The organism is Streptomyces sp. NPDC030995 (assembly GCF_055571215.1).
Genome location: NZ_JBVIFS010000003.1, coordinates 180,570 through 204,103, shown reverse-complemented (window position 1 = coordinate 204,103; position 23,534 = coordinate 180,570). Strand labels below are relative to the sequence as shown.

Here is a 23,534-nt window from a genome sequence, read left to right as displayed (position 1 = left end):
CCCTCCCCCCGCCCCCCCGCCCCCCAACCACCGCCGGGGCTGAAATATAGCCCCGCCGGCGTTTGAGGCGCGGGGTCTGGGGCGGAGCCCCAGGAGCGGCGCCGCACCGCCCCCGCGCGCTCCCAGCCTCCCGGCGGGACAATGACCCCATGCGTACGCTCCGCACGCTCGCCGCAGCCGGGGCCGCGGTACTGCTGGCCACCGCCGGGGCAACGGCCGCCCCCAGCCCCCCGCCTCCGCCCAAGCCGTCGATCAGCGACGAGGCCATCGACAAGGCCCTGGCCCGCCTCGACCAGACCGTCACGGACATGATGCGCCGCACCGGCGTCCCCGGTGTCTCGGTGGCCGTCGTCCACGACGACGAGGTGGTCCACCTCAAGGGCTTCGGCGTCCGCCGCACCGGCGAGCCCGCCAAGGTCGGCCCCGACACCGTCTTCCAGATCGCCTCCGTCTCCAAGCCCGTCTCCTCCACCGTCATCGCCGGCGCCTTCACCACCCCCGACGAGTGGGACCGTCACGTCACCCTCCCCGGCTTCGCCTTCAAGGACCCCTGGGTCACCGACCACGTCACGACCGCCGACCTGTTCTCCCACCGCAGCGGCCTGCCCGACCACGCCGGCGACCTCCTCGAAGACCTCGGCTACGACCAGTCGTACATCTTCGACCACCTGCGCCTGGAGCCCCTCACCCCCTTCCGCGCGAGCTACGCCTACACCAACTCCGGCCTCACCGCCGCCGCCGAGGCCGTCGCCCGCGCCAAGGGCACCAGCTGGCAGAAGCTCAGCGCGGACACCCTCTTCAAGCCCGCCGGCATGACCCACACCAGCACCGAGTTCTCCGCCTACGTCAACGCCCCCGACCACGCGGCCACCCACGTCAAGAACCCGGACGGCACCTGGAGCCCCCGCTACGTCCGCGACCCGGACGCCCAGGCCCCCGCCGGCGGCGTCAGTTCCACCGCCCGCGACATGTCCCGCTGGCTGCGGCTCCAACTGGCCGACGGCACCCTCGACGGCAAGCGGATCATCCCCGCCGCCACACTCGCCCGCACGCACGTTCCCGAGATCGTCTCGCAGCCGCCCACCTCCCCCACCGGCCGCGCCGGCTTCTACGGCCTCGGCTGGAACGTGTCCTACGACGACTCCGGCCGGCTGCGCCTGAGCCACTCCGGCGCCTTCGAACTCGGTACCAACGCCAACGTCACGATGCTCCCCCTGGAGAAGCTCGGCATCGTCGTCCTCACCAACGGCGCCCCCGTCGGCCTGGCCGACGCCGTCGCCCTCGATTTCTTGGACGTCGCCCAGCACGGCAAGGCCACGACCGACTGGCTGCCCCTGCTCGCGTCCGTCTACGCGAAGGAGGTCGACGAGGCCCGGTCCCCCACCGACTACGCCCACCCGCCCGCCTCCGCCAAGCCCGCCAAGGACAGCGCCGCCTACACCGGCACCTACGACAACCCGTACTACGGCAAGGCGACCGTGACGGCCGACGACAAGGGCGCGCTGACCCTCGCCCTCGGCCCGAAGCCGATGCTCTTCCCGCTCACCCACTACGACGGCGACACCTTCAGCTTCGAGACCACCGGCGAGATGGCGGCCGGCCGCACCGGCGTGACCTTCGCAGACGGCACGGTCCGCGTCGAGTCCCTCGATGCGAACCACCTGGGCACCTTCACCCAGCAGTAGGGGTGTCCGCATAGCCTGTCCCCGATGAGACGCAGAGCCCAGCCACCCCCCTCGCCCCTCCCGCAGCGCGCCGGAATCGACCCGGTCCGGCTGCGCCTGCCGCCCGACCCGGACGGGCAGTGGCCGGATCTCGGCAGCTACCTCACCGCGCGCTACGCCGGCACCCGCGGCGCGCGGTCCATCGCGCACCTGCTGGCCGCCGGCCGGGTCCTCGGCCCGGGCGGGCGGGTCGTGCACGCGCGGGACCCGTACGAGCCGGGCGGCTTCCTGTGGTTCCACCGGGACATGGAGCCCGAGCCGCCGGTGCCCTTCGCGGTCCGCGTCGTCCACCGGGACCCGCACCTGCTGGTCGTGGACAAGCCGCACTTCCTGGCGACCACCCCGCGCGGCAGCCACATCACCCAGACCGCCCTGGCCCGGCTCCGCGAGGAGCTGGACCTGCCCGCGCTCAGCCCGGCGCACCGCCTGGACCGGCTGACGGCGGGGCTGGTGATGTTCAGCATCCGGCCCGAGGACCGCGGCGCGTACCAGCTCCTCTTCCAGCGGCGCGAGGTGCACAAGGAGTACGAGGCCCTCGCGCCCCACGATCCGGCGCTCGCCCTGCCGCGCACGGTCCGCAGCCGCATCGAGAAGGCCCGCGGGGTCATCGCGGCGGCCGAGGTCCCCGGCGGTGAACCCAACGCGGAGAGCCTGGTCGAACTCATCGAGGCCCGGGGCGGCCTGGGCCGCTACCGGCTGACCCCGCACACCGGCCGCACCCACCAGCTGCGGGTGCACATGAACAGCCTCGGCCTGCCGATCCTCGGCGATCCGGTCTATCCGCGGGTCACCGATCCGGCCCCGGACGACTACCGCAGCCCCCTGCAACTCCTGGCCCGGGTCCTGGCGTTCACCGACCCGGTCACCGGAGCCGCGCACCGCTTCGAGAGCGGCCGCACCCTCCAGGCCTGGCACGACCGCGCCGGCTGGGAAGCGGGGCCGGACACCCCCTAGGAGGCGACACCAAAGGCGCTAGCCGACCGAGCTGTAGGCCACCACACCCCGAAGCAGCGCGTCCACGGCCTTACGGGCGTTCTTCGCCACCGTGCTCCCGCTCTCCCCGGAGGACGAGGGCGCGGCCGCCGCGATCTGCCCGAGCACGTCGATGACCTGCTTGCACCAGCGCACGAAGTCACCGGCCGGCATCTCCGCCTCGCGCAGCACCTCGTCCAGGCTCTTGTCGGAGGCCCACTGGTACGCCGCCCACGCGAAGCCGAGATCCGGCTCGCGCTGGCCCACGCCCTCCGCCTGGTTGATGCGGTGCTCCTCCTCCAGCGCGTCGAGCCGGCCCCAGATGCGGACCATCTCGCCCAGCGCCGCCTTCGCCGCGCCACCGGGCACCTTCGGTGCGACCGCGTCGTCGGACTGCCGCGCCTCGAAGACCAACGCCGAGACGCACGCCGCCAGTTCGGCCGGGCTCAAGCCCTCCCACACCTTGGCGCGCAGACACTCGGAGGCCAGCAGGTCGAGCTCCCCGTACAGCCGGGCGAGCCGCTTGCCGTGCACGGTGACCTCGTCCTCGCGCAGGTAGTCCAGCTCGGTGAGGAGCGCGTGGATCCGGTCGAAGGTACGGGCGATGGTGTTCGTCCGGCCCTCGATGCGCCGCTCCAGCTGCAGGGTGTCCCGCTTGAGCCGGTGGTAGCGCTCCGCCCAGCGGGCGTGGTCCTCCCGCTCGTCGCAGCCGTGGCAGGGATGCGCCCGCAGCTCGGCGCGCAGCCGGGTGATCTCGCGGTCGTCGGCGGCCGCGGCCCGGCCGCGGGTGCGCCGCTCGGGCGTGATGTGCCCGGCCTTGGTCCGCAGCTGGGACGCCAGGTCCCGGCGGGACTGCGGCGAGCGCGCGTTGAAGGTCTTGGGGATCCGCATCCGGTCCAGGGCCTCGACCGGGACCGGGAAGTCGATCGCGGCGAGCCGCTTGACCTGCCGCTCGGCGGTGAGCACCAGCGGGCGCGGGCCCTCCGCGTACTCGTAGCCGCGGTGCCCGTTGACCCGCCCGGCCGGCACGCCCGGGTCCAGGACCAGCGCGAGCCCGGCGAACTTGCCCGTCGGCACGTGGATGATGTCGCCCGGCTTGAGCTTCTCCAGGGAGCTGGCCGCCTGCACCCGGCGCTGGGCCGCGCCCTGCTTGGCCAGGTCCGTCTCACGGTCCTTGAGGTCGCGGCGCAGCTGCGCGTACTCCTCGAAGTTCCCCAGGTGGCAGGTCATGCCCTCCAGGTAGCCCTCCAGGCCCTCCTCGTTGCGCTGCACCTGCCGCGAGATCCCGACGACCGAGCGGTCGGCCTGGAACTGCGCGAAGGAGGTCTCCAGCAGTTCGCGCGAGCGGTGCCGCCCGAACTGGCTGACCAGGTTCACGGCCATGTTGTACGAGGGCTTGAAGCTGGAGCGCAGCGGATACGTACGGGTACCCGCGAGCCCGGCGAGACCCGCCGGGTCCATGCCCCGCTGCCAGAGCACCACCGCGTGGCCCTCGACGTCGATGCCGCGCCGCCCGGCCCGGCCGGTCAGCTGCGTGTACTCGCCGGGGGTGATGTCGGCGTGCTGCTCGCCGTTCCACTTGACGAGCTTCTCCAGGATCACCGTGCGCGCGGGCATGTTGATGCCCAGCGCCAGGGTCTCGGTGGCGAAGACGGCCTTGACCAGGCCGCGGACGAACAGCTCCTCCACGACCTCCTTGAAGGTGGGCAGCATGCCCGCGTGGTGCGCGGCGATGCCCCGCTCCAGGCCTTCGAGCCACTCGTAGTACCCGAGGACGTGCAGGTCCTCGGTGGGGATGGAGGAGGTCCGCGCCTCGACGATCTCGCGGACCCTCAAGCGCGCCGATTCGTCGTTGAGCCGCAGGCCCGCGAACAGGCACTGCTGGACCGCGGCCTCGCAGCCGGCCCGGCTGAAGATGAAGTTGATCGCGGGCAGCAGCCCGTCGCCGTCGAGACGGGCGATGACCTCGGGGCGGGACGGGGTCCAGATCCGGCCACGGGAGCGCCGCTCGCGCTCGCGGTCGGCCTCGCGGACCATCTTGCCGCGCCGCCGGTCCTTCGGGCTGTACGTGCGGCTGTTCTCCTCGCGCGCCATGCGCAGCAGGTCGGGATTGACCTCCCGGCGCGCGGAGCCGCGGCCTCCGTGGTCGGACTCCTCCTCGAAGAGGTCGTAGATCCGGCGGCCGGCCATGACGTGCTGCCACAGCGGTACGGGCCGCTCCTCGGAGACGATCACCTCGGTGTCCCCGCGCACGGTGTCCAGCCAGTCGCCGAACTCCTCGGCGTTGGACACGGTGGCCGACAGGGAGACCAGGGTCACCGACTCGGGGAGGTGGATGATCACTTCCTCCCAGACGGCTCCGCGGAACCGGTCGGAGAGGTAGTGGACCTCGTCCATCACGACGTAGCCGAGGCCCAGCAGCGACTGCGAGCCCGCGTAGAGCATGTTGCGGAGCACCTCGGTGGTCATCACGACCACCGGCGCCTCGGAGTTGACGCTGTTGTCACCGGTCAGCAGGCCCACCTTGTCGGCGCCGTAGCGCTTGACGAGGTCGGCGTACTTCTGGTTCGACAGGGCCTTGATCGGCGTCGTGTAGAAGCACTTGCGGCCCTGCTGGAGGGCCAGGTGCACGGCGAACTCGCCGACGATCGTCTTGCCCGAGCCCGTCGGGGCGGCGACGAGGACGCCCTTGCCGGCCTCCAGTGCCTTGCAGGCCTCGACCTGGTACGGGTCCAGATCGAATTCGTACATCTCGCGGAAGGGGGCCAGGGCAGAGGCCTCTTCGGCGGCGCGGATCCGGGCAGCGGCGTACCGCTCGGCGGGTGAGAGTTCTTCGGTCATCTTGAGATCGAGCCTACCCGCCACCTCTGACAACAGTCGCGATCATTTAAGCGGGCTGGGAGATACGGGCTAGAACAGGATCTGGACCGCCCCCGGAACGCATTCCGCGGTCACCGGCAGCGGCCCCAGCGGCTCTCCGTCCGCGTAGGCGGTCAGCCCGGCCGCCTCCAGGGTGACCTTGCGCGCCCGGTGGACGCTCACCTTCGGGTGGCTCAGGTGCGTCCCCTTGTAGACCCGCGGGAAGACCTTGAGCAGCGTGGTCCGGCTGCAGTCGCCGACCACCGTGATGTCGAAGAGCCCGTCGTGGGGGACCGCCTCCGCGCAGATGCGCATGCCGCCGCCGTAGGAGGACCCGTTGCCGACGGCCACCAGCGTGGCCTCCGTCTCGATCACCGGGCCGTCGTCCAGGGTGATCCGGTAGGGGACCGGCCGGAAGGCGGCCAGCTCCGCGATCATCGCCAGGTCGTACTTGAAGCGGCCGGCCGGCAGCCGCATCCGGTTGCCCCGGTCGTTGACCCGCGAGTCGAAGCCCGAGGCCAGCACGGTCCCGTACCACGTGGCACCCACCCGCCCCAGGTCGACGTCCCGGATCCGGCCCTCCTTCAGGGCGCCGGCGGCCATCCGCCCCGCCCGCGCCGGGTCCCGTACGGGCAGCCCCAGCGCCCGCGCGAAGTCGTTGCCGGTGCCCACCGCGACCACGCCGAGCGGCACCGGGGTCCCCGCCAGGGCCTGCAACGCCAGGGAGACCACCCCGTCGCCGCCCACCGCGAGCACCGCGCCGGTGCCCTCGCGGACCACGGCGTTCAGGCGGGCCAGCGCGTCGCCCGCGTCGGTACCGACGACGGTTCTCACCGAGAAGCCCGCCGCCCGCAACGCGGAAGCGGCCGGCTGCGCGGCGTACGCGCCCCGGCCGCGTCCGGCGGTGGGATTGACGAAGAGGGTGATCTCAGAGCTCACCCACCGGAATGTACCTGTCAGGTCGCGTCGTCGTAACCGTTGATCCGCTGACGGCCGCCGTCGGCCTGCCCGGGCAGCGCCGCGGGGGCCGCGACGGCTTCCATGTGACCGATCGGCGCCGGCGTGAGGTCCAGCTCGGAGGCCTCGTCGTCGTCCAGCCCCGCGTCGGGGTCGTTGCGCCCCCGCCTGCGGTCGTTGACCAGGCAGATGCCGAGCGCGATGAAGTAGAGGGCCACGATCGGGAGGGCCAGCGACAGCATCGTCAGCGGGTCACCGGTGGGCGTGGCGAACGCGGAGAAGATCGTGATGCCGAGGACCATGCCGCGCCACCAGCCACCCAGCCGCTTCGCGGTCAGGACGCCGGTGAAGTTCAGCAGGATCAGCAGCAGCGGCAGCTCGAAGGCCAGGCCGAAGACGACGACCATGCGGGTGATGAGGTCGAGGTAGTCGTCGACCGGCAGCAGGTTGCGCGCGTGCTCGGGAGTGAAGTCGAGGAGGACCGTCGCCGTCTGCGGGAGGATCTTGTACGCGAGCACCGCGCCGGCGCCGAACAGCGGCGCGCCGACCGCGACGAAGCTCATCGCGTACTTCTTCTCGTGACTGTGCAGGCCGGGGGCGGTGAAGGCCCACAGCTGGTAGAGCCACACCGGCGCGGAGAGCACCACGCCGGCGGTGAGGGAGACCTTCAGGGCGATCGAGAACGGCGCGATGAGGCCGTTCACGGTCATGTCGGCGCAGGGCTTGCCGTTGCGCTGCGAGACCACTCCGTCGGTGCAGCCGACCGAGTCCAGCATCGGCTTCAGCATGAAGTCGATGAGGTCCTTGTAGAAGAAGGCCGACACCACGGTGATCAGGAGGATCGCCAGGACCGACTTCAGCAGACGGTTTCTCAGCTCACGCAGGTGCTCGACAAGAGGCATCCGCCCTTCGGCGTCCTTGTCCGCTTTCCCCTGCTTGCGGGCAGACTTGAGCAACCCACGTCCCTTGTCTCGTTGCAGATGACTGGCGCGTACGGCTGGTGTCAGCCCTGGGCGGTGCGGTTCGGCTCGCTCACCGGCCGGGAGCTCGTGACGTCACCGGGCGCGGCCTGGATGGTGCGCGGGGCGACGGGCTGCTGAGCGGACTGGTCCGCGGCGGGAGCGGCGGCGGCAGCGTCGTCACCCTCGCCGTCCTTCTTCATGGCCTTGGCCTCGCTCTTGAGGATGCGGGCCGACTTGCCGAGGGAGCGGGCCATGTCCGGGAGCTTCTTCGCGCCGAACAGCAGGATGATGACCCCGAGAATGACGAAGATTTCCCAACCCCTGAGGTTGCCGAACATAGGTATCTTCCTTTGCTGCGAGGTTCACTGCACACCCGACGGGCGCCTGGGACGGTCTCTACCGAGGATCGTAACCCCAGGTGGTTAACGCCCGGCAATCCCCCGGCGTCTTCCGGCTTGACGAGAACACGCGTGTTCATGCCCCCGTCACACGGATTCGTCCCGTTCTAAGGACGCACGTCGCGGCCCGCCCGGGCCAGATCGGCCGCGGCCCGCTCAAGGTCCCCCGAGGCGTCCCCGATCCGGCGGCTGGCCTGCCCGACCTGCACGGAGAGTCGGCGTACCTCCACGTAGACCCGAGCGGCCAGGACGGCGAGCACGGCGACTGAGAGGAACCCGAGGGCAATTGCGAACATCGGCCACAGCATGAGCCGAGCCTAGCCGCTGTCCGCACGGCCCCGACGTTCCGCCCGCCCCCGCCCGCCCCGCCCGCCCCCGGGGTCAGATGCTGCGCAGGGTGCTCACACCACCGCCGGTCAGCAGCTCCACGATGCGCTCACCGGCCGGCTTGCGTACGGCCGCGCCGCACTCGGGACAGGTGAAGGAGTAGAAGGTGGTCCGCCGGCTGCCGCCGATGACCAGCCGCAGGGCACCCGCGTCCAGCTCGAAGCGGGCCCGGCAGTCGGGACAGGCCGCCTTGAAGGCGACGGACCCGTAGCTTGGCGACATCGACCACTGCTCCCCTCAGACCTGTTCCCCGTACCCCGCCAATGCTTCCCGCGCGGCGCTGCGCGCACTCTCCGCCAGCTCGGCGGGAACCACGATCCGCCCCTCGCGCCCCAGCCGCAGCGCGAGCCGGCGCAGCGAGGCCGGGTCCGGGCTGCGCAGCGTGATCCGCAGGCCCCCCTCGGCCAGCTCCTCCGCACTGTCGTGCGGGTAATACTCGGCGACCCACCGGCCGCCCGGCCCCACCTCGACCACGACCTCCGGGTCCTCGGCGGCGGGCTGGACCAGCCCCTCGGACAGATCGCGCGGCTCGATGGCGGGCGGCTCGGCCCGCTCGTCCAGCAGCCGGATCTCGGCGACCCGGTCGAGGCGGAAGGTGCGCCGCGCCTCGGAGAGGTGGCACCACCCCTCCATGTACGTGTGCCCCACCGCGAACAGCCGGATCGGATCGACCTTGCGCTCGGTGAGCTCGTCCCGCGCGGGCGAGTAGTAGCGCAGCCACAGCCGCCGGCGCTCCGCGATGGCCCGGTCGACGTCCGCGAAGACCCCGCCCTCGGACTCGAAGGTCACCGACAGCCGGGAGCTGGCCCCGGCCACCTCGCCCGCGGCCGCCTCCAGCTTCGCGGTGGCCCGCAGCAGCGCGTCCCGGTCGCCCTCGCGCAGCCCGGGCAGGGTCGCCACCGCACGGGCGGCGACCAGCAGCGCGGTCGCCTCGTCGGCGGCCAGCCGCAGCGGCTCGGCGGTGGACTCACCCGATGCGTCGGGATTGCGCCACCAGATCCGCTCCCCGTCGGTGTCGATGTCGAGCAGGTCCCCGCCGCGGAAGCTGGTCCCGCACATGGGCAGCACGTCGAGGTCCGAGATCAGCTCGTCCTCGGTGATCCCGAACGCGCGCGCGACGTCGGCGACGTGCGCTCCGGGGCGCTCGCGCAGATACGTCACCAGGGACAGCATCCGGCGGGTCTGGTCGATGGCGTTGGCAGCCATGCTGGTACGTCTCCCCCTCAGGGCACGTCTTGTGGATGTCGCGAATCTCAGATGGTGCGGCCCGTGCGGCCGCCGGACGGTGCGCCGGCGGACCGCAGGGAGCCCTGTCGAACCGGTCAGACCCCGGCGACGGCCCGCAGCCGGTCCACCACGTCCGCCCGGAGGTCGGCGGGCCCGACCACCACGACGTCGGGCCCGAACTCCACCAGCCAGGCGTCCAGCCCGTGCCCGTACGGGATCTCCAGCTCGTCCCAGCCGTCCCCGCCCTCACGCACCGCCGTGGCCTTGGCCCGCAGCGGATAACCCGCCCCGGCCCGCAGCCTGATCAGCGCGGAGCGGTCCGCGCTCTCCCCGGCCCAGCTCGCCACGGTCTCCCGTACGGTCACCACGTCGGGCACCTCCGCGGTGTACTTCGCCGCCCGCGAGCGGACCTTGCCGGTGATCCGGGAGAGCCGGAACACCCGCTCCGCCCCGCGGTCGCGGTCGTAGCCGGCCAGGTACCAGTGGCCGCGCCAGCACTCCAGCGCCCACGGCTCCACCTGACGGGTCTCGGGCCGGGCCGCGGTGGACTTGCGGTAGTCGAAGATCACCGGCCGGCGGTCCCGGCAGGCCAGCATCAGCGGCTCGAAGGCCGCCTCGTGGACCGGGATGCGCGGCTCGATGGCACTGTGCTGCCCCTCGTACGGGTCCCCCGCCTCCGGCATCCCGCCCGCGCGCAGCTTCTGCAGGGCGCCACTGGCCGCCCCCGCGAGACGCGCCTGCTGCCAGACCTTGGCCGCCAGCCCCAGGGCCGCGGCCTCCTCGGCGTCCAGGGAGACGGGAGGCAGCCGGTTGCTGTCCCGGCGGGCCAGATAGCCGGTTTCGCCCTCCAGGTTCTCCACCGTCTCGATGACCAGGCCGAGTTCGCGCAGATCGTCCTTGTCCCGCTCGAACATGCGGTTGAAGGACTCGTCGTTGCCGGCCTCCATGTAGGCCTCGATGGAACCGCGCAACTCGCGCTTGCTGAGCGGCCGGCGGGTCCCCAGCAGACACAGCGCCAGATTCATCAGCCGCTCGGCCTTGGCAATCGCCATCGACGCCCTTCCGCCCTTCTCCGCGTACACATCCGTCGGACCGTCACACCGTGCGCGGGCCGCCACCACTGGCGGACGTACCCGTGACCGTTGACCGTACCGCCCCGGCGCGCCCGGACAAAAGCGAGGGGCCCCCGCCGGACGGCGGGGGCCCCTCCACTGATCGCGGATGTCCGGATCAGCCGACCTTGACGAGGTCGCAGACGAAGATCAGCGTCTCGCCCGGGGCGATCGCACCGCCCGCGCCGCGGTCACCGTAGGCGAGGTGGGCGGGGATCGTCAGCTTGCGACGGCCACCGACCTTCATGCCCTGGACACCCTGGTCCCAGCCGGCGATGACCTGGCCGACACCGAGCTGGAACTGCAGCGCGGAACCGCGGTTCCAGGAGGCGTCGAACTCCTCACCGGTGGAGAAGGCCACGCCCACGTAGTGGACGGAGACCCTGTCGCCGGCCTTGGCCTCGGCGCCGTCGCCCAGCCAGATGTCCTCCTTGACCAGGTCGGTCGGAACCGGACCCTCGGGGAAGTCGATCTCGGGCTTCTCGAGCTTGTCGCTCACGGAACTGCTCCTCATACGTACGAACCGGTCAACCGGAACAGTCTTACATCACCGCGAGGATGTCGAGGCTGAAGACCAGCGTCGACTTCGCCGGGATGGTCCCCTGCTCCTTGTCACCGAAGCCCTGGTCCGGCGGGATGACCAGCAGGATGCGACTGCCGGCCTTCTTGCCGACCAGGCCGTCCTTCAGGCCCGCGACCGAGAGCTCCTTGAGCGGCCAGGTGACCGTCTGATCGGTGCTGTACGTGCTCTCGAAGGTCTTGTCGTCCTTCCACGTCTTGCCGTTGAACTTCACCACGACGGTGTCGGTGTCCTTCACCACCGCGCCGTCACCCTCCAGGACGTAGCTCGAGACCAGCTTGGCCGGCTCGGCGGTGTCCTTCGGGACGGTCACGGAGACTTCCTTGCCGTCCGTGTTCGTACCGACCTTGGGCAGGTCCTTGTTGTCCTGGGCGACTTCCTTGCCCGTGGCCGAAGCCGGGACGGTCGCGCCCTTGAGGATGTCCACGACGAAGACCAGCGTGGCGTTCGGCTTGATCTTCTCGCCCGAACCCTGCGCGCCGTAGCCGAGCTCCGGCGGGATCACCAGCTCGACACGGCTGCCGACCTTCTGGCCCTCCAGGCCCTGGTCCCAGCCCTTGATGACGGCGCCGGCGCCGATCGTGAGGTCGAACGGCGCGGGCTTGCCGAAGCTCTGGTCGAACGGCGCCTTGCCGTCCCACACCTGGCCGAGGTAATTGACCTGCGCGATGTCGTTCTTCTTCAGCACCTGCCCGGTGCCCTCGCTGATGGTCACCACCTTCAGCTCCTTGGGCGGCTCGCCCTTCCCCTTCGACAGGGTGGGCGTCTCCCCGAACTTGGCGCCCTTGGTGATGGCGGGCACCCCGTTCTTCATCTGGGCGGAGTCGGAGCCGCTGTCGTCTCCACACGCTGCTGTCGTCAGCAGCAGCAGGGGTACGACCAGCAGGCCGGCAAGTCGGCGCACGTGTTCCTCAGATCTCAGACGGCAAGGCGGTCGCCGCCACTCTAAGCCGTGCACAGGGCCCCGTACGAGAGACGTACGGGGCCCTGGTGAGAGTGCGATGTCACATTGCGGGTCCTCTGCCGGTCCTACATGCCGGCGATCAGCTTCTCCACCCGGTCGTCCACCGACCGGAACGGGTCCTTGCACAGCACCGTCCGCTGCGCCTGATCATTGAGCTTCAGGTGCACCCAGTCCACCGTGAAGTCCCGCCGCTGCTCCTGCGCCCGGCGGATGAAGTCACCGCGCAGCCGCGCCCGCGTCGTCTGCGGAGGCACCGACTTGCCCTCGAAGATCTTCAGGTCGTTGCAGATCCGCGCCGCCTGCCCCTTGCGCTCCAGCAGGTAGTACAGCCCCCGACGACGGTGGATGTCGTGATAGGCGAGGTCTATCTGAGCCACCCGCGGATTCGACATGGTCATGTTGTGCTTGGCCCGGTACCGCTCGATCAGCTGGTACTTCATGACCCAGTCGATCTCGGTCCCGATCCGGTCCAGATCCTCCGCGTCGATCGCGTCGAGCGTGCGACCCCACAGCTCCAGCACCTGGTCCACCACGCCGGTACGGATCCCCCGGCGCTCGGCGAAATCCACCGCCTTGTCGTAGTACTCCCGCTGGATCTCCAGCGCCGAAGCCTCCCGGCCACTCGCCAGACGCACCTTGCGCTGACCCGTGATGTCGTGGCTGACCTCCCGGATCGCCCGGATCGGGTTCTCCAGGGTCAGGTCCCGCATCACCGTACCCGCCTCGATCATGCGCAGCACCAGATCGGTGGCCCCGACCTTGAGCAGCATGGTCGTCTCGGACATGTTCGAGTCCCCGACGATCACGTGCAGCCGCCGGTAACGCTCGGCGTCCGCGTGCGGCTCGTCCCGGGTGTTGATGATCGGCCGCGAACGCGTCGTGGCCGAGCTGACACCCTCCCAGATGTGCTCGGCACGCTGACTCACGCAGTAGACCGCGCCCCGGGGGGTCTGCAGCACCTTGCCCGCGCCGCAGATCAACTGCCGCGTGACGAGGAACGGAATGAGAATGTCCGCCAGGCGGGAGAATTCCCCGTGCCGGGCCACCAGGTAGTTCTCGTGGCAGCCGTACGAGTTGCCCGCCGAGTCGGTGTTGTTCTTGAAGAGATAGACGTCGCCCGCGATTCCCTCCTCGTGCAGGCGTCGTTCGGCATCGACGAGCAGTCCTTCGAGAATGCGCTCGCCTGCTTTGTCGTGCGTGACCAGTTCGGTCACGTTGTCGCATTCGGGAGTTGCATATTCCGGATGCGAACCCACGTCGAGGTACAGACGGGCGCCGTTCCGCAGGAAGACATTGCTGCTGCGGCCCCATGACACAACACGGCGGAAGAGGTAGCGCGCCACTTCGTCAGGAGACAGTCGGCGCTGTCCCCTGAACGTGCACGTGACGCCGTACTCGTTCTCCAGCCCGAAAATGCGGCGGTCCATGACTGAACATTACGCCTTCTGCCCTCTTCTGAAACCGGGTTCGGGAGCGCCGTTTCGATCAGTTCCGAAGAACGGCCGGGAACCAGCCCGGAAGCCGGCCCCAGAAGCCCCCCGGCTCAGCCCGCCGAAGAGGCCCCGGACGGCGCCTCACGGACACCGTCCGACACCCCCTCAGCCGAACCCGCCACCGCGCCGCTCCTGCCCGGAGTTGCCATCACCCGCTGAGTGACCATCAGAACCAGCAGCGCCGCACCCCCCGCCACACTCGCCACCCCGAAGCTCGCCGCCGTACCACCCAGCTCCACCGCCGGACCCGCCACCGCCGTACCGATCGCCGCACCCACCCCGAAGAACGTCACCAGCCACGAGAACGCCTCCGTCACCGTCCCCGCCGGAGCATGCCGGTCCACCACGATGAACGCACACGCCAGAGCAGGCGCCAGGAACACACCCGAAAGCGCCGCCAGAGCCGTCATCGCCACCGGCCCCGGCGTCAGCATCAACGGCAGATAACAGACCGCGAGCAACGCCACCAGCAACCGCAGCCGCCGCTCCGGCGCACCCGCCCACTGACGCGCACCGTAGAACACACCACCGATCAACGCGCCCAGCCCCAGCGCCGCCATCAGCCAGCCGTACACCGCCTGGTCCCCGTGATCATCCGCGTACGCCACACCCGCCACCGTGATCGAACCCAGCGCCGTACCCACGAAGAAGAACGCACCCAGCAACGCCAGCAGCCCGCGCGAACGCAGCGCCCCCAGCCAGTGCGCCTCCCGCGGCGCAGAACGCCACCGCCGGGACGGCTCACTGACCACCACCGACAGCGCGCCCAGCACCCCGATCGCATTGAGCGCCACCAACGCCCCCGCGGGCGACCACAACGCCACGAACAGCGTCACCAGCAGCGGACCGACCGTGAACATGACCTCCTGGGCCACCGCGTCCATCGCGTACGCCGCGTGCACCTTCTCCTCGCGCCCGCCCAGCACACTCGGCCACAGCGCCCGCAGCCCGCCCTCCAGCGGCGGCGTGAACAGCCCCGCCACCACCACCGCGGCATAAGCGGCCACCACCGACCCGGTACCCGACAACGCCAGCCACACCATGCCCAGCGCCGAGACCACCGCCGCCGGCAACTGCACCCGCGGCTGCCCGAACAGGTCCACCGCCCGGCCCAGCAGCGGCTGACCCACCGCGTTGGCCACCCCGTACGCCGCGGCCAGCGCCCCCGCGAGGGTGTAGCTGCCCCCCTCCGCACGCGTGAACAGCACGATCGCGATCGGCGCCACCGCATTGGGCAGCCGGCCTATCAGCGTGCCCACCAGCAGCCTCGCGGCGTGCCGGGTCCCCAGCAGCTCCGCGTATCCCGCGGCCATGTCCGCCCCCTTCTGCCCGGATCCCGCCGGGGTAATACGTATAACTTGACCCGTCATACGTACCATGGCCGCAGTCCACGGGTCCACCCCACGGACCCGCCCAGCACCCACGACCCCGCACTCCAGGAGCCCCCTGTGACGAGACCCACCAGCCGCGACGTGGCCACCGCCGCCGGGGTCTCCCAGGCCACCGTCTCCCTCGTCCTCGGCGACAAATGGCCCGGCCGCGTCTCCGAACGCACCGCCACCCACGTCCGCGAAACCGCCACCCGACTCGGCTACCGCCCCAACCTCGCCGCCCGCAACCTCCGCCTCGGCTCCACCCGCACCGCCCTCCTCGTCGTCCCCGCCCTCACCAACGAATTCTTCGCCCGCGTCTACACCGGCGCCGCCCGCATCGCCGCCGAACACGGCTTCGGCGTCGTCCTCTACCCCTCCCCCGACGGCACCGGCCCCGCCCGCGACCCCTTCGCCTCCGCCAGCGCCGCCCTCGACGGAGTCATCGCCTCCTCCATGGCCGCCGACGCCCTCCACGCCATCGGCGGCGACACCCTCCCCCTCGTCATGCTCGACAGCGACCCCACCGCCGGCAACGCCGCCGCCCACGTCAACCTCGCCATGGCCGACGGCATGCGCCAGGTCACCGAACACCTCCTCGCACTCGGCCACCGACGCTTCCTCCACCTCGCCTCCGCCGTCGACTCCTGGACCTTCGACACCCGAGCCGAAGCCCTGACCACCCTCCTGGGCCCCCACACCGAGCTCCGCACCGTACGCTCCCCCCTCACCGTCGACGGCGCCCGCACGGTCATGGAAACCGCCCTCGCCACCCCCCACGACCGACCCACCGCCATCGTCTGCGACGACGACATCCTCGCCGCCGGCGCCTGCAAAGCCGCCCGCCGCCTCGGCCTGCGCATCCCCGAAGACCTCTCCGTCACCGGCTTCGACGACCTCGCCCTCGCCACCGCCGTCGAACCCGAACTCACCACCGTCCACCTCCCCGCCGAACGCGTCGGCGAACAAGGCATGACCGCCCTCCTCACCGTCCTCGACGGCACCCCCTGGACCGCCCCCGACATCCCCGTCGAACTCGTCGTCCGCGACTCCACCGGCCCGGCCCCGGCCCACTGACACGACGAAGCCCCGGCCCACCGCGAACGGCGAACCGGGGCTCCGCTACCTACGAGGTCCTACTCGGCGTCGTCCTCCGGCGCCTCGTCATTCGACACGGCATCCGCCTGCGCCGCCGCCGGAACATCAGCCTCCAGCAACCGCGACAGCTGCCGGCCACGAATCCGCTTGAACTTCCGCTGCTGCGCCCGCGTCCGGTCCAGCACCGCCACCTCAAGACGCTCCGCCGGAATCGTCTTGTCAGCACCATTGGCCTGACTCGACAACGCCTGCACCGCCAGCTTCAACGCATCGGGCAGGGTCATCCCGTCCCGATGACGCTGATCCAGGAACGTACTGATCTGCTCGGCATTGCCACCGACCGCGACCGAACCGTGCTCGTCCACGATCGACCCGTCATGAGGAAGCCGATAGATCTGATCCCCGGCCGCGGTCGCACCGACCTCCGCCACGACCAGCTCCACCTCGTACGGCTTCTCCCCCGCACTGGAGAAGATCGTTCCGAGCGTCTGCGCGTACACGTTCGCCAGCCCACGGGCCGTCACATCATCACGGTCATAGGTGTATCCACGCAGATCCGCGTACCGCACACCACCGATCCGCAGGTTCTCGTACTCGTTGTACTTACCGGCGGCCGCGAAGCCGATCCGGTCATAGATCTCGCTGAACTTGTGCAGCGCACGGGACGGGTTCTCACCGACGAACACGATGCCGTCGGCATACTGCAGCACGACAAGGCTGCGACCGCGGGCGATGCCCTTCCGGGCGTATTCCGCCCGGTCGGCCATGGCCTGCTGGGGTGACACATAGAACGGAGTCGACACCGGCTGTCCGTCCCTTTCTTCTGGGCTCCTACGCGGGGCGACGAATGGTCAGAGCAGAGCGGCGCGCGGGCCGTCGGGCTGCTCCATGCGCCGTTCGGTGATGGCGCGGGCGAGCTCCGAGGACTCGGCCTCGCTGAGCCTGCGGAAGCCCTCGTCGGTGATGACGGTGACGATCGGGAAGATCCGGCGGTACAGGTCCGGGCCACCGGTCGCCGAGTCGTCGTCGGCGGCGTCGTACAGGGCCTGCACGACCAGGGTGGTGGCCTGCTGCTCCGTCAGGTCGTCGCGGTACAGCTTCTTCATGGAACCGCGGGCGAAGATCGAACCGGAACCGGTGGCGGCGAAGCCGTGCTCCTCGGAGCGGCCGCCGGTCACGTCGTAGGAGAAGATCCGGCCCTTCTCCTTGGCCTCGTCGTACCCCGCGAACAGCGGCACGACGGCCAGCCCCTGCATCGCCATGCCCAGATTGCTCCGGATCATGGTGGACAGCCGGTTCGCCTTGCCTTCCAGCGAAAGGGTCGTCCCCTCCACCTTCTCGAAGTGCTCCAGCTCCAGCTGGAACAGCTTCACCATCTCCACGGCCAGGCCGGCCGTACCGGCGATGCCGACGGCGGAGTACTCGTCGGCCGGGAACACCTTCTCGATGTCCCGCTGCGCGATCATGTTCCCCATGGTCGCCCGCCGGTCACCGGCGAGCACGACCCCACCGGGGAAGGTGGCCGCGACGATGGTCGTCCCATGCGGCGCCTCGATGACGCCCTCCGGCAGCTTGCGGTTGCCGGGCAGCATCTCGGGCGAGTGCGCGCCCAGGAAGTCCATGAAGGACGACGACCCCGGCGTCAGGAAGGCTGCCGGTAGACGCCCTGTGCTACGAGTGTTGGGTTCCACAGGTTTCCTTCCAGGTATTCGGCCGCCCGAAGAATGCGGTCGGGGTTTTCCTTCAATAGGCCAAGGCCCGTGTTGCAGTTGAAGCAAAGTACGCCACGGACCCTACCCGTCTTGTGGCAGTGATCCACATGCACGGCCGGGGCCCGGAGGCAGAGGCAGCAGAGACCACCTTGATCGGCGATCATCTGGTCACGCTCGGCCTCGGTGATTCCGTACTTACGCTTGAGGTGACCTGCCCGACCGTCGACGGCCCGGCAAGCCTTGCAGCGCGTATTGAGACCATCGGAGGCGGATGCCTTGCGGTGATACTCGGAGTGCGGCTTGACCTCCCCGCAGCGTGTGCAGAGCTTGTGCCCCTCGGGCAAGTCCGCACACGGACGGTCCGTCCTCGCCTCCGCCGACGGCGCCTTGAGGTGGTACCTCGTAGCGCAATCCCGGCAGTGCCTCTGCAGGCCATCCATGTTCGACCGCTTGATACCGAAGGCTGCGCGCGGCCGCTCTTCACCGCACCGCACACAGCGCTTCGACCCTGCCCTTCCGGGCATCCACCCCACCCCTCACCTTCGATTCGAAGGCTACTGGCCGCCTTTTTGAACGAAGCTTCGAACGAAGTCCTCGGCGTTCTCTTCGAGTACATCGTCAATCTCGTCAAGTACGGAGTCGACGTCGTCGGAGAGCTTTTCCTGGCGCTCCTTGAGGTCGGTCGATTCCTCGACCGCCGCCTCCTCGACCTCCTCGGTCGAGCGCGTCGCCTTCTGCTGTCCGCCGCCGGTGTCCTTGGTCGCCATGTCTACCTCACCCCGCTCGGTTCGCACGCTCATGTCGAGAGACCCCGGGATTCGGGATCTCTCAAGATCAGACCCTACGTCGGACCCTACAAGGAGGGTCCGACATTCGTCCCCGCACTTTCATAACGTCCGGTTCTCTTCATGATTCCCGGACCGGGGCCCTTTCAGGCCCCGAAGGCCCACTCACTGTCCCGAAAGAACCCGCACCAGGTCCTCCGCCGTGCGGCAGCGGTCCAGGAGCTCCTTCACGTGGTTCCGCGTCCCCCGCAGGGGTTCCAGCGTCGGGACCCGCTGGAGCGAGTCGCGGCCCGGGAGGTCGAAGATCACCGAGTCCCAGGAGGCCGCGGCCACGTCGTCCGCGTACTGCTCGAGGCAGCGGCCGCGGAAGTACGCCCGGGTGTCCTCGGGCGGCTTGCTCTGGGCCCGCTCCACCGCCGGCTCTTCCACCAGCCGCTTCATCTTGCCGCGGGCCACCAGGCGGTTGTACAGGCCCTTCTCCGGCCGTACGTCCGCGTACTGGAGGTCCACCAGGTGCAGCCGTGCCGCGTCCCAGCCCAGCCCGTCACGGCGCCGGTAGCCCTCCAGGATCTCCCGCTTGGCGATCCAGTCCAGCTCTCCCGACAGGCTCATCGGGTCGGTCTCCAGCCGGCCGAGGACGTCCTCCCAGCGGGCCAGCACGTCCTTGGTCTGCTCGTCCGCGTCGGAGCCGAAACGCTCGTCCACGTACTTCCTGGCCAGCTCGAAGTACTCCATCTGGAGTTGTACGGCTGTCAGCGTGCGCCCGCTGCGCAGCGTGATGAGGTGGTGCAGGTCCGGGTCGTGGGAGACCTGGTGGAGGGTGCGTACGGGCTGGTCGACGGCCAGGTCGACGTTGATGAAGCCGTCCTCGATCATGGAGAGGACGAGGGCCGTGGTGCCCAGCTTCAGGTAGGTGGAGATCTCGGAGAGGTTCGCGTCTCCGATGATCACGTGGAGCCGGCGGTACTTCTCGGCGTCGGAGTGCGGTTCGTCCCGGGTGTTGATGATGGGGCGCTTGAGGGTGGTCTCCAGGCCGACCTCGACCTCGAAGTAGTCCGCGCGCTGGCTGATCTGGAAGCCGTGCTCGCGGCCGTCCTGGCCGATGCCGACCCGGCCGGCGCCGGTGAAGACGAGGCGGGAGACGAAGAAGGGGGTCAGGTGGCGCACGATCTCCGAGAAGGGGGTTTCCCGCTTCATCAGGTAGTTCTCGTGCGTGCCGTAGGAGGCGCCCTTGTTGTCGGTGTTGTTCTTGTAGAGGTGGATCGGCTGGGCGCCGGGCAGCTGGGCTGCGCGCAGGGCGGCCTCGGCCATGATCCGCTCGCCGGCCTTGTCCCAGAGGACGGCGTCGAGCGGGTTGGTGATCTCGGGCGAGCTGTATTCGGGGTGTGCGTGGTCGACGTAGAGCCGTGCGCCGTTCGTGAGGATGACGTTGGCGAGGCCGATGTCCTCGTCGGTCAGCTGGCTGTTGTCCGCGGCCTCGCGGGCGAGGTCGAAGCCCCGGGCGTCCCGCAGCGGGTTCTCCTCCTCGAAGTCCCAGCGGGCGCGGCGCGCCCGGTGCATCGCCGCCGCGTAGGCGTTGACGATCTGGGACGAGGTGAGCATGGCATTGGCGTTCGGGTGGCCCGGGACGGAGATCCCGTACTCCGTCTCGATCCCCATTACTCGCCGTACGGTCATGCGGCCCTCCTTGCCCGGCGGCGCTCCCCTTCGGGAGCGGCGCTCAAGTACCGCTGGTGCTCCGGTGCGCGTGCCTGTGCCTGTTTTCTGTGCGGTGTCCGTCCCCGCACTGCGCGTTCGGCGGCGGTACGGAAGAGCCTAGAACCACATCGCGCTCGTGGGGAGATCATTTCCGTCATTGAATTTGCCTTGTCACCGGCTGAAAATCGGCCGGTAAAGCAGTCGGCTGCGGATGCCCGGGGAGGGCATCCGCAGCCGCTCCGCTCGCTCAGAGGTACTGGCCGGTATTTGCCACCGTGTCGATGGAGCGTCCGGTGTCCGCGCCTTGCTTTCCGGTGACGAGGGTGCGGATGAATACGATCCGCTCGCCCTTCTTCCCGGAGATTCGGGCCCAGTCGTCCGGGTTGGTGGTGTTGGGCAGGTCTTCGTTCTCCTTGAACTCGTCCACGCAAGCCTGGAGGAGGTGGGAGACGCGCAGGCCCTTCTGGTTGTGCTCGAGGAAGGCCTTGATGGCCATCTTCTTCGCACGGTCCACGATGTTCTGGATCATCGCGCCCGAGTTGAAGTCCTTGAAGTAGAGGACTTCCTTGTCGCCGTTGGCGTACGTGACCTCGAGGAAGCGGTTCTCCTCGGTTTCGGCGTACATCTGCTCGACGACGGTCTGGATCATGCTGTGGACGGTGCCGGCCGGGGAGCCCTGGTGTTCGGACAGGTCGTCCGTGTGCAGGGGCAGGGAGGCCTTGAGGTACTTGGCGAAGATGTCCTTCGCGGCCTCGGCGTCCGGGCGCTCGATCTTGATCTTCACGTCGAGGCGGCCGGGGCGCAGGATGGCCGGGTCGATCATGTCCTCGCGGTTGGAGGCGCCGATGACGATGACGTTCTCCAGGCCTTCCACGCCGTCGATCTCGGCGAGCAGCTGGGGGACGATGGTGTTCTCCACGTCCGAGCTGACTCCGGATCCGCGGGTGCGGAAGAGGGATTCCATCTCGTCGAAGAAGACGATGACGGGGGTGCCTTCGCTCGCCTTCTCGCGGGCACGCTGGAAGACGAGGCGGATGTGCCGCTCGGTCTCGCCGACGTACTTGTTGAGGAGCTCGGGTCCCTTGATGTTCAGGAAGTAGGACTTCCCGGCTGCCTGTCCGGTCACCTCGGCGACCTTCTTGGCAAGGGAGTTGGCGACGGCCTTGGCGATGAGCGTCTTGCCGCAGCCGGGCGGGCCGTAGAGCAGGATGCCCTTCGGCGGGCGGAGTTCGTGTTCCTTGAAGAGGTCGGGGTAGAGGTAGGGGAGCTCGACCGCGTCGCGGATCAGCTCGATCTGGTCGCCCAGGCCGCCGATCTTCTCGTAGTCGATGTCGGGGACCTCTTCGAGGACGAGGTCTTCGACTTCGCTCTTGGGGACCACTTCGTAGACGTAGCCGGAGCGGGGTTCGAGCAGCAGGGCGTCGCCGGGGCGGATGGTGATGTCCAGGAGCGGCTCGGCGAGCCTCACCACCCTTTCCTCGTCGGTGTGCCCGACCACCAGGGCGCGCTCGCCGTCCTCGAGGATCTCCTTGAGGGTGACGATGTCCCCGGCGCGCTCGTATTCCATGGCTTCGACCACGTTGAGCGCTTCGTTGAGCATGACCTCCTGGCCGCGCCGGAGGTCTTCCGGGTCGACGCTGGGGCTCACGTTCACGCGGAGCTTTCGGCCTCCGGTGAAGATGTCGACGGTGCCGTCCTCGTTCGCTTGCAGGAAGACACCGAAGCCGGCCGGCGGCTGTGCGAGCCGGTCCACTTCTTCCTTGAGGGCCACGATCTGGTCGCGGGCCTCACGGAGGGTATTCGCGAGTCGTTCGTTCTGTGCGGAGACGCCGGCCAGATTTGTCTGCAGCTCGACGATCCGCTCTTCGAGAATCCTCGTGTGTCGCGGAGAGTCGGCGAGCTTACGTCGCAGGACGGCGATTTCCTGCTCGAGATAGGCAACCTGGCCGGCGGGGTCCTCAGACCCTCGCCCGGGCCGGATGCCGCGGTTGATGTCGTCGTCGTGGGCTGCCACGGTCCTCACCTCCTCCAAGGGGAGCTGGACGCTTCCTGACCCTACCTGGGCTGGTGGTGATTGAAACCCCTAGATCACAAAGACGGTAGGGGTGTGTCCGATCTTCACCCTTGCGTACTCCCTCACGCCAAGGAAATACCCACCCATCAAACTCGGGAAGCGGCCGGTTGTAAGGTCGAACTGTTCAACACCCGTCAGAGCTCGCGCGACTTGCTGCGAGTAGTGACCGGGATGGATCACTCAGCGCAGGGAACGGCAGGAGATATGACCGTGCACCAGGAGGCTCCGGCGGGCGTCGTCGGTGAGGCCGGGGAGCCGCTCGAGGTCTGGATCGACCAGGACCTCTGTACCGGCGACGGCATCTGCGCGCAGTACGCGCCCGAGGTGTTCGAGCTGGACATCGATGGTCTGGCGTATGTGAAGGGCGGGGACGACGAGCTGCTGCAGGAGGCGGGGGCGACGACTCCGGTTCCGTTGACGCTGCTGCAGGACGTGGTCGACTCGGCCAAGGAGTGTCCGGGGGACTGTATTCACGTAAGGCGCGTTTCGGACAGGGTGGAAGTCTTCGGTCCCGACGCAGAGTGACGCTTCAAACACTCGTGGCGGCTGAGTCCGTCAGCTCCTGGCGGAATTTTCCGTCGCTCCAGCGCCACTTGGCGAGCTGCTTCTTGTCGGGGCAGCAGCGCGGGACCTGGGGTGTGGAGTAGCCGAGGAGGTTTGCGGTGACGACGCGGTCGCGCACGGTGAGCTCGGTGGCGGTCTGGCGTTGCGGGGTGTCGAGCAGGGTGGCCACGACGCGGGGGCGGGAGCCTTCGGTGCGGTCCTGGGTGAGTACGTAGATCGCGTGGGGCGGGGTGCCGGAGCCGGCTTCGCAGCGGACGGCGGCCACGGTCTCGGGGCGGCCGTCGCCGTCGAGGTCGCCCGTGGCGGTGGCGGTGACGGTCTGTGGGGCGCCCTTGCAGTCGAGGGGGTAGGTGACCGCGGCGGGGTCGGGGGCGGTGGCCTGGGGGCCGTTCGCGGCGGGTTCTCCCGCGGTCGCGGCGGCGGTGGTGCCGGTGGCCGGCTGGATGAATCCCGCGGTGGCTATGACGGCGGCCATGGCGGTGGCCGTGGCGAGCCAGTGGAGGGGCCGGGCGTGGCTGTGTGCCAGGTCGTCCAGTGCCGGGGCCGGCCCGGCGGGGCTGTGCAGCACGCGGGGTGTCTCCTGTGTGAAGGGTGACGG

The 23,534-nt window shown here is 69.7% G+C and carries 23 protein-coding genes; 4 read left to right on the top strand and 19 right to left on the bottom strand.

Going from position 1 to position 23,534, the window contains the following annotated elements:
- The first annotated feature begins 149 nt into the window (after positions 1 to 149).
- A complete protein-coding gene (locus ACZ45T_RS07145; RefSeq protein WP_468438322.1) occupies positions 150 to 1,685 on the top strand; it encodes a serine hydrolase in 1,536 nt (511 codons plus the stop codon).
- A gap of 24 nt (positions 1,686 to 1,709) precedes the next feature.
- Complete coding sequence (locus ACZ45T_RS07140; RefSeq protein WP_468438320.1) at positions 1,710 to 2,678, top strand: RluA family pseudouridine synthase; 969 nt, start codon at positions 1,710 to 1,712, stop codon at positions 2,676 to 2,678.
- Positions 2,679 to 2,696: 18 nt separating this feature from the next.
- On the opposite strand, the gene ACZ45T_RS07135 is transcribed toward ACZ45T_RS07140, so the two are convergent.
- From ACZ45T_RS07135 to ACZ45T_RS07080, 12 genes are all read right to left on the bottom strand, one after another.
- Positions 2,697 to 5,537, bottom strand: coding sequence for a DEAD/DEAH box helicase (locus ACZ45T_RS07135; RefSeq protein ID WP_468438318.1), 2,841 nt, complete (start codon positions 5,535 to 5,537; stop codon positions 2,697 to 2,699).
- A gap of 69 nt (positions 5,538 to 5,606) precedes the next feature.
- Positions 5,607 to 6,494, bottom strand: a complete 888-nt coding sequence (locus ACZ45T_RS07130; protein ID WP_468438316.1) for a diacylglycerol kinase — start codon at positions 6,492 to 6,494, stop codon at positions 5,607 to 5,609.
- A gap of 17 nt (positions 6,495 to 6,511) precedes the next feature.
- Positions 6,512 to 7,468, bottom strand: a complete 957-nt coding sequence (gene tatC / locus ACZ45T_RS07125) for a twin-arginine translocase subunit TatC (protein ID WP_468438314.1) — start codon at positions 7,466 to 7,468, stop codon at positions 6,512 to 6,514.
- 47 nt (positions 7,469 to 7,515) lie between these two features.
- Positions 7,516 to 7,812, bottom strand: coding sequence for a Sec-independent protein translocase subunit TatA (gene tatA / locus ACZ45T_RS07120; RefSeq protein ID WP_468438312.1), 297 nt, complete (start codon positions 7,810 to 7,812; stop codon positions 7,516 to 7,518).
- A 167-nt stretch (positions 7,813 to 7,979) separates the two neighbouring features.
- On the bottom strand, positions 7,980 to 8,180 hold the full coding sequence (locus tag ACZ45T_RS07115; protein WP_360887566.1) for a hypothetical protein: 201 nt from the start codon (positions 8,178 to 8,180) through the stop codon (positions 7,980 to 7,982).
- A 73-nt stretch (positions 8,181 to 8,253) separates the two neighbouring features.
- Complete coding sequence (locus ACZ45T_RS07110; RefSeq protein ID WP_468438310.1) at positions 8,254 to 8,481, bottom strand: hypothetical protein; 228 nt, start codon at positions 8,479 to 8,481, stop codon at positions 8,254 to 8,256.
- Between the two features lie 15 nt (positions 8,482 to 8,496).
- Complete coding sequence (locus tag ACZ45T_RS07105) at positions 8,497 to 9,465, bottom strand: helix-turn-helix transcriptional regulator (protein ID WP_468438309.1); 969 nt, start codon at positions 9,463 to 9,465, stop codon at positions 8,497 to 8,499.
- A gap of 116 nt (positions 9,466 to 9,581) precedes the next feature.
- On the bottom strand, positions 9,582 to 10,538 hold the full coding sequence (locus tag ACZ45T_RS07100; RefSeq protein WP_468438307.1) for a helix-turn-helix transcriptional regulator: 957 nt from the start codon (positions 10,536 to 10,538) through the stop codon (positions 9,582 to 9,584).
- Between the two features lie 178 nt (positions 10,539 to 10,716).
- Entirely contained in the window at positions 10,717 to 11,112 is a 396-nt protein-coding gene (locus ACZ45T_RS07095; protein ID WP_361947788.1) for an FKBP-type peptidyl-prolyl cis-trans isomerase, read from the bottom strand.
- A 28-nt stretch (positions 11,113 to 11,140) separates the two neighbouring features.
- Positions 11,141 to 12,082 carry an FKBP-type peptidyl-prolyl cis-trans isomerase gene (locus ACZ45T_RS07090; protein WP_468438306.1) on the bottom strand — a complete coding sequence of 314 codons (942 nt, stop codon included), beginning with the start codon at positions 12,080 to 12,082 and terminating at the stop codon, positions 11,141 to 11,143.
- Between the two features lie 125 nt (positions 12,083 to 12,207).
- Positions 12,208 to 13,569 carry a Pup--protein ligase gene (gene pafA, locus ACZ45T_RS07085; RefSeq protein ID WP_030016332.1) on the bottom strand — a complete coding sequence of 454 codons (1,362 nt, stop codon included), beginning with the start codon at positions 13,567 to 13,569 and terminating at the stop codon, positions 12,208 to 12,210.
- A gap of 116 nt (positions 13,570 to 13,685) precedes the next feature.
- Positions 13,686 to 14,948: an MFS transporter gene (locus tag ACZ45T_RS07080; RefSeq protein WP_468438304.1), complete on the bottom strand. Its 1,263-nt coding sequence runs from the start codon at positions 14,946 to 14,948 to the stop codon at positions 13,686 to 13,688.
- A 135-nt stretch (positions 14,949 to 15,083) separates the two neighbouring features.
- On the opposite strand from ACZ45T_RS07080, the gene ACZ45T_RS07075 reads away from it, so the two are divergent.
- Positions 15,084 to 16,082 (top strand): LacI family DNA-binding transcriptional regulator, encoded by a 999-nt coding sequence (locus ACZ45T_RS07075; RefSeq protein ID WP_468438303.1) that lies wholly within the window; start codon positions 15,084 to 15,086, stop codon positions 16,080 to 16,082.
- A 59-nt stretch (positions 16,083 to 16,141) separates the two neighbouring features.
- Here the strand turns inward: ACZ45T_RS07075 and prcA are convergent, their stop codons facing one another.
- The 6 genes from prcA to arc all read right to left on the bottom strand — a co-directional run bounded on the left by prcA (position 16,142) and on the right by arc (position 22,312).
- Complete coding sequence (gene prcA, locus ACZ45T_RS07070; protein WP_468438301.1) at positions 16,142 to 16,906, bottom strand: proteasome subunit alpha; 765 nt, start codon at positions 16,904 to 16,906, stop codon at positions 16,142 to 16,144.
- Between the two features lie 48 nt (positions 16,907 to 16,954).
- Positions 16,955 to 17,794 carry a proteasome subunit beta gene (gene prcB, locus ACZ45T_RS07065; RefSeq protein ID WP_468438300.1) on the bottom strand — a complete coding sequence of 280 codons (840 nt, stop codon included), beginning with the start codon at positions 17,792 to 17,794 and terminating at the stop codon, positions 16,955 to 16,957.
- Entirely contained in the window at positions 17,746 to 18,255 is a 510-nt protein-coding gene (locus ACZ45T_RS07060; RefSeq protein WP_468438298.1) for an endonuclease VII domain-containing protein, read from the bottom strand. The genes prcB and ACZ45T_RS07060 overlap by 49 nt, the downstream gene beginning before the upstream one ends.
- A gap of 114 nt (positions 18,256 to 18,369) precedes the next feature.
- Entirely contained in the window at positions 18,370 to 18,582 is a 213-nt protein-coding gene (locus tag ACZ45T_RS07055; RefSeq protein WP_030016348.1) for a ubiquitin-like protein Pup, read from the bottom strand.
- Positions 18,583 to 18,765: 183 nt separating this feature from the next.
- The gene (gene dop, locus ACZ45T_RS07050) at positions 18,766 to 20,277 is read right to left on the bottom strand and encodes a depupylase/deamidase Dop (RefSeq protein WP_468438296.1); all 1,512 of its coding nucleotides are present in this window, start codon (positions 20,275 to 20,277) and stop codon (positions 18,766 to 18,768) included.
- Positions 20,278 to 20,545: 268 nt separating this feature from the next.
- Positions 20,546 to 22,312 (bottom strand): proteasome ATPase, encoded by a 1,767-nt coding sequence (gene arc / locus ACZ45T_RS07045; protein WP_468438294.1) that lies wholly within the window; start codon positions 22,310 to 22,312, stop codon positions 20,546 to 20,548.
- 264 nt (positions 22,313 to 22,576) lie between these two features.
- On the opposite strand from arc, the gene ACZ45T_RS07040 reads away from it, so the two are divergent.
- Entirely contained in the window at positions 22,577 to 22,897 is a 321-nt protein-coding gene (locus ACZ45T_RS07040) for a ferredoxin (protein WP_468438292.1), read from the top strand.
- Positions 22,898 to 22,901: 4 nt separating this feature from the next.
- On the opposite strand, the gene ACZ45T_RS07035 is transcribed toward ACZ45T_RS07040, so the two are convergent.
- Complete coding sequence (locus tag ACZ45T_RS07035) at positions 22,902 to 23,504, bottom strand: hypothetical protein (protein WP_468438290.1); 603 nt, start codon at positions 23,502 to 23,504, stop codon at positions 22,902 to 22,904.
- Positions 23,505 to 23,534 lie beyond the last annotated feature (30 nt).

Coding starts and splice junctions, on each gene's coding strand:
- ACZ45T_RS07135 (WP_468438318.1), bottom strand. CDS start 5,537: ATGACCGAAGAACTCTCACCCGCCGAGCGGTACGCCGCTGCCCGGATC.
- pafA (WP_030016332.1), bottom strand. CDS start 13,569: ATGGACCGCCGCATTTTCGGGCTGGAGAACGAGTACGGCGTCACGTGC.
- ACZ45T_RS07040 (WP_468438292.1), top strand. CDS start 22,577: ATGACCGTGCACCAGGAGGCTCCGGCGGGCGTCGTCGGTGAGGCCGGG.
- ACZ45T_RS07140 (WP_468438320.1), top strand. CDS start 1,710: ATGAGACGCAGAGCCCAGCCACCCCCCTCGCCCCTCCCGCAGCGCGCC.
- ACZ45T_RS07110 (WP_468438310.1), bottom strand. CDS start 8,481: ATGTCGCCAAGCTACGGGTCCGTCGCCTTCAAGGCGGCCTGTCCCGAC.
- dop (WP_468438296.1), bottom strand. CDS start 20,277: ATGACCGTACGGCGAGTAATGGGGATCGAGACGGAGTACGGGATCTCC.
- ACZ45T_RS07080 (WP_468438304.1), bottom strand. CDS start 14,948: ATGGCCGCGGGATACGCGGAGCTGCTGGGGACCCGGCACGCCGCGAGG.
- ACZ45T_RS07095 (WP_361947788.1), bottom strand. CDS start 11,112: ATGAGGAGCAGTTCCGTGAGCGACAAGCTCGAGAAGCCCGAGATCGAC.
- tatA (WP_468438312.1), bottom strand. CDS start 7,812: ATGTTCGGCAACCTCAGGGGTTGGGAAATCTTCGTCATTCTCGGGGTC.
- ACZ45T_RS07055 (WP_030016348.1), bottom strand. CDS start 18,582: ATGGCGACCAAGGACACCGGCGGCGGACAGCAGAAGGCGACGCGCTCG.
- ACZ45T_RS07100 (WP_468438307.1), bottom strand. CDS start 10,538: ATGGCGATTGCCAAGGCCGAGCGGCTGATGAATCTGGCGCTGTGTCTG.
- ACZ45T_RS07145 (WP_468438322.1), top strand. CDS start 150: ATGCGTACGCTCCGCACGCTCGCCGCAGCCGGGGCCGCGGTACTGCTG.
- ACZ45T_RS07105 (WP_468438309.1), bottom strand. CDS start 9,465: ATGGCTGCCAACGCCATCGACCAGACCCGCCGGATGCTGTCCCTGGTG.
- ACZ45T_RS07060 (WP_468438298.1), bottom strand. CDS start 18,255: ATGGATGGCCTGCAGAGGCACTGCCGGGATTGCGCTACGAGGTACCAC.
- ACZ45T_RS07115 (WP_360887566.1), bottom strand. CDS start 8,180: ATGCTGTGGCCGATGTTCGCAATTGCCCTCGGGTTCCTCTCAGTCGCC.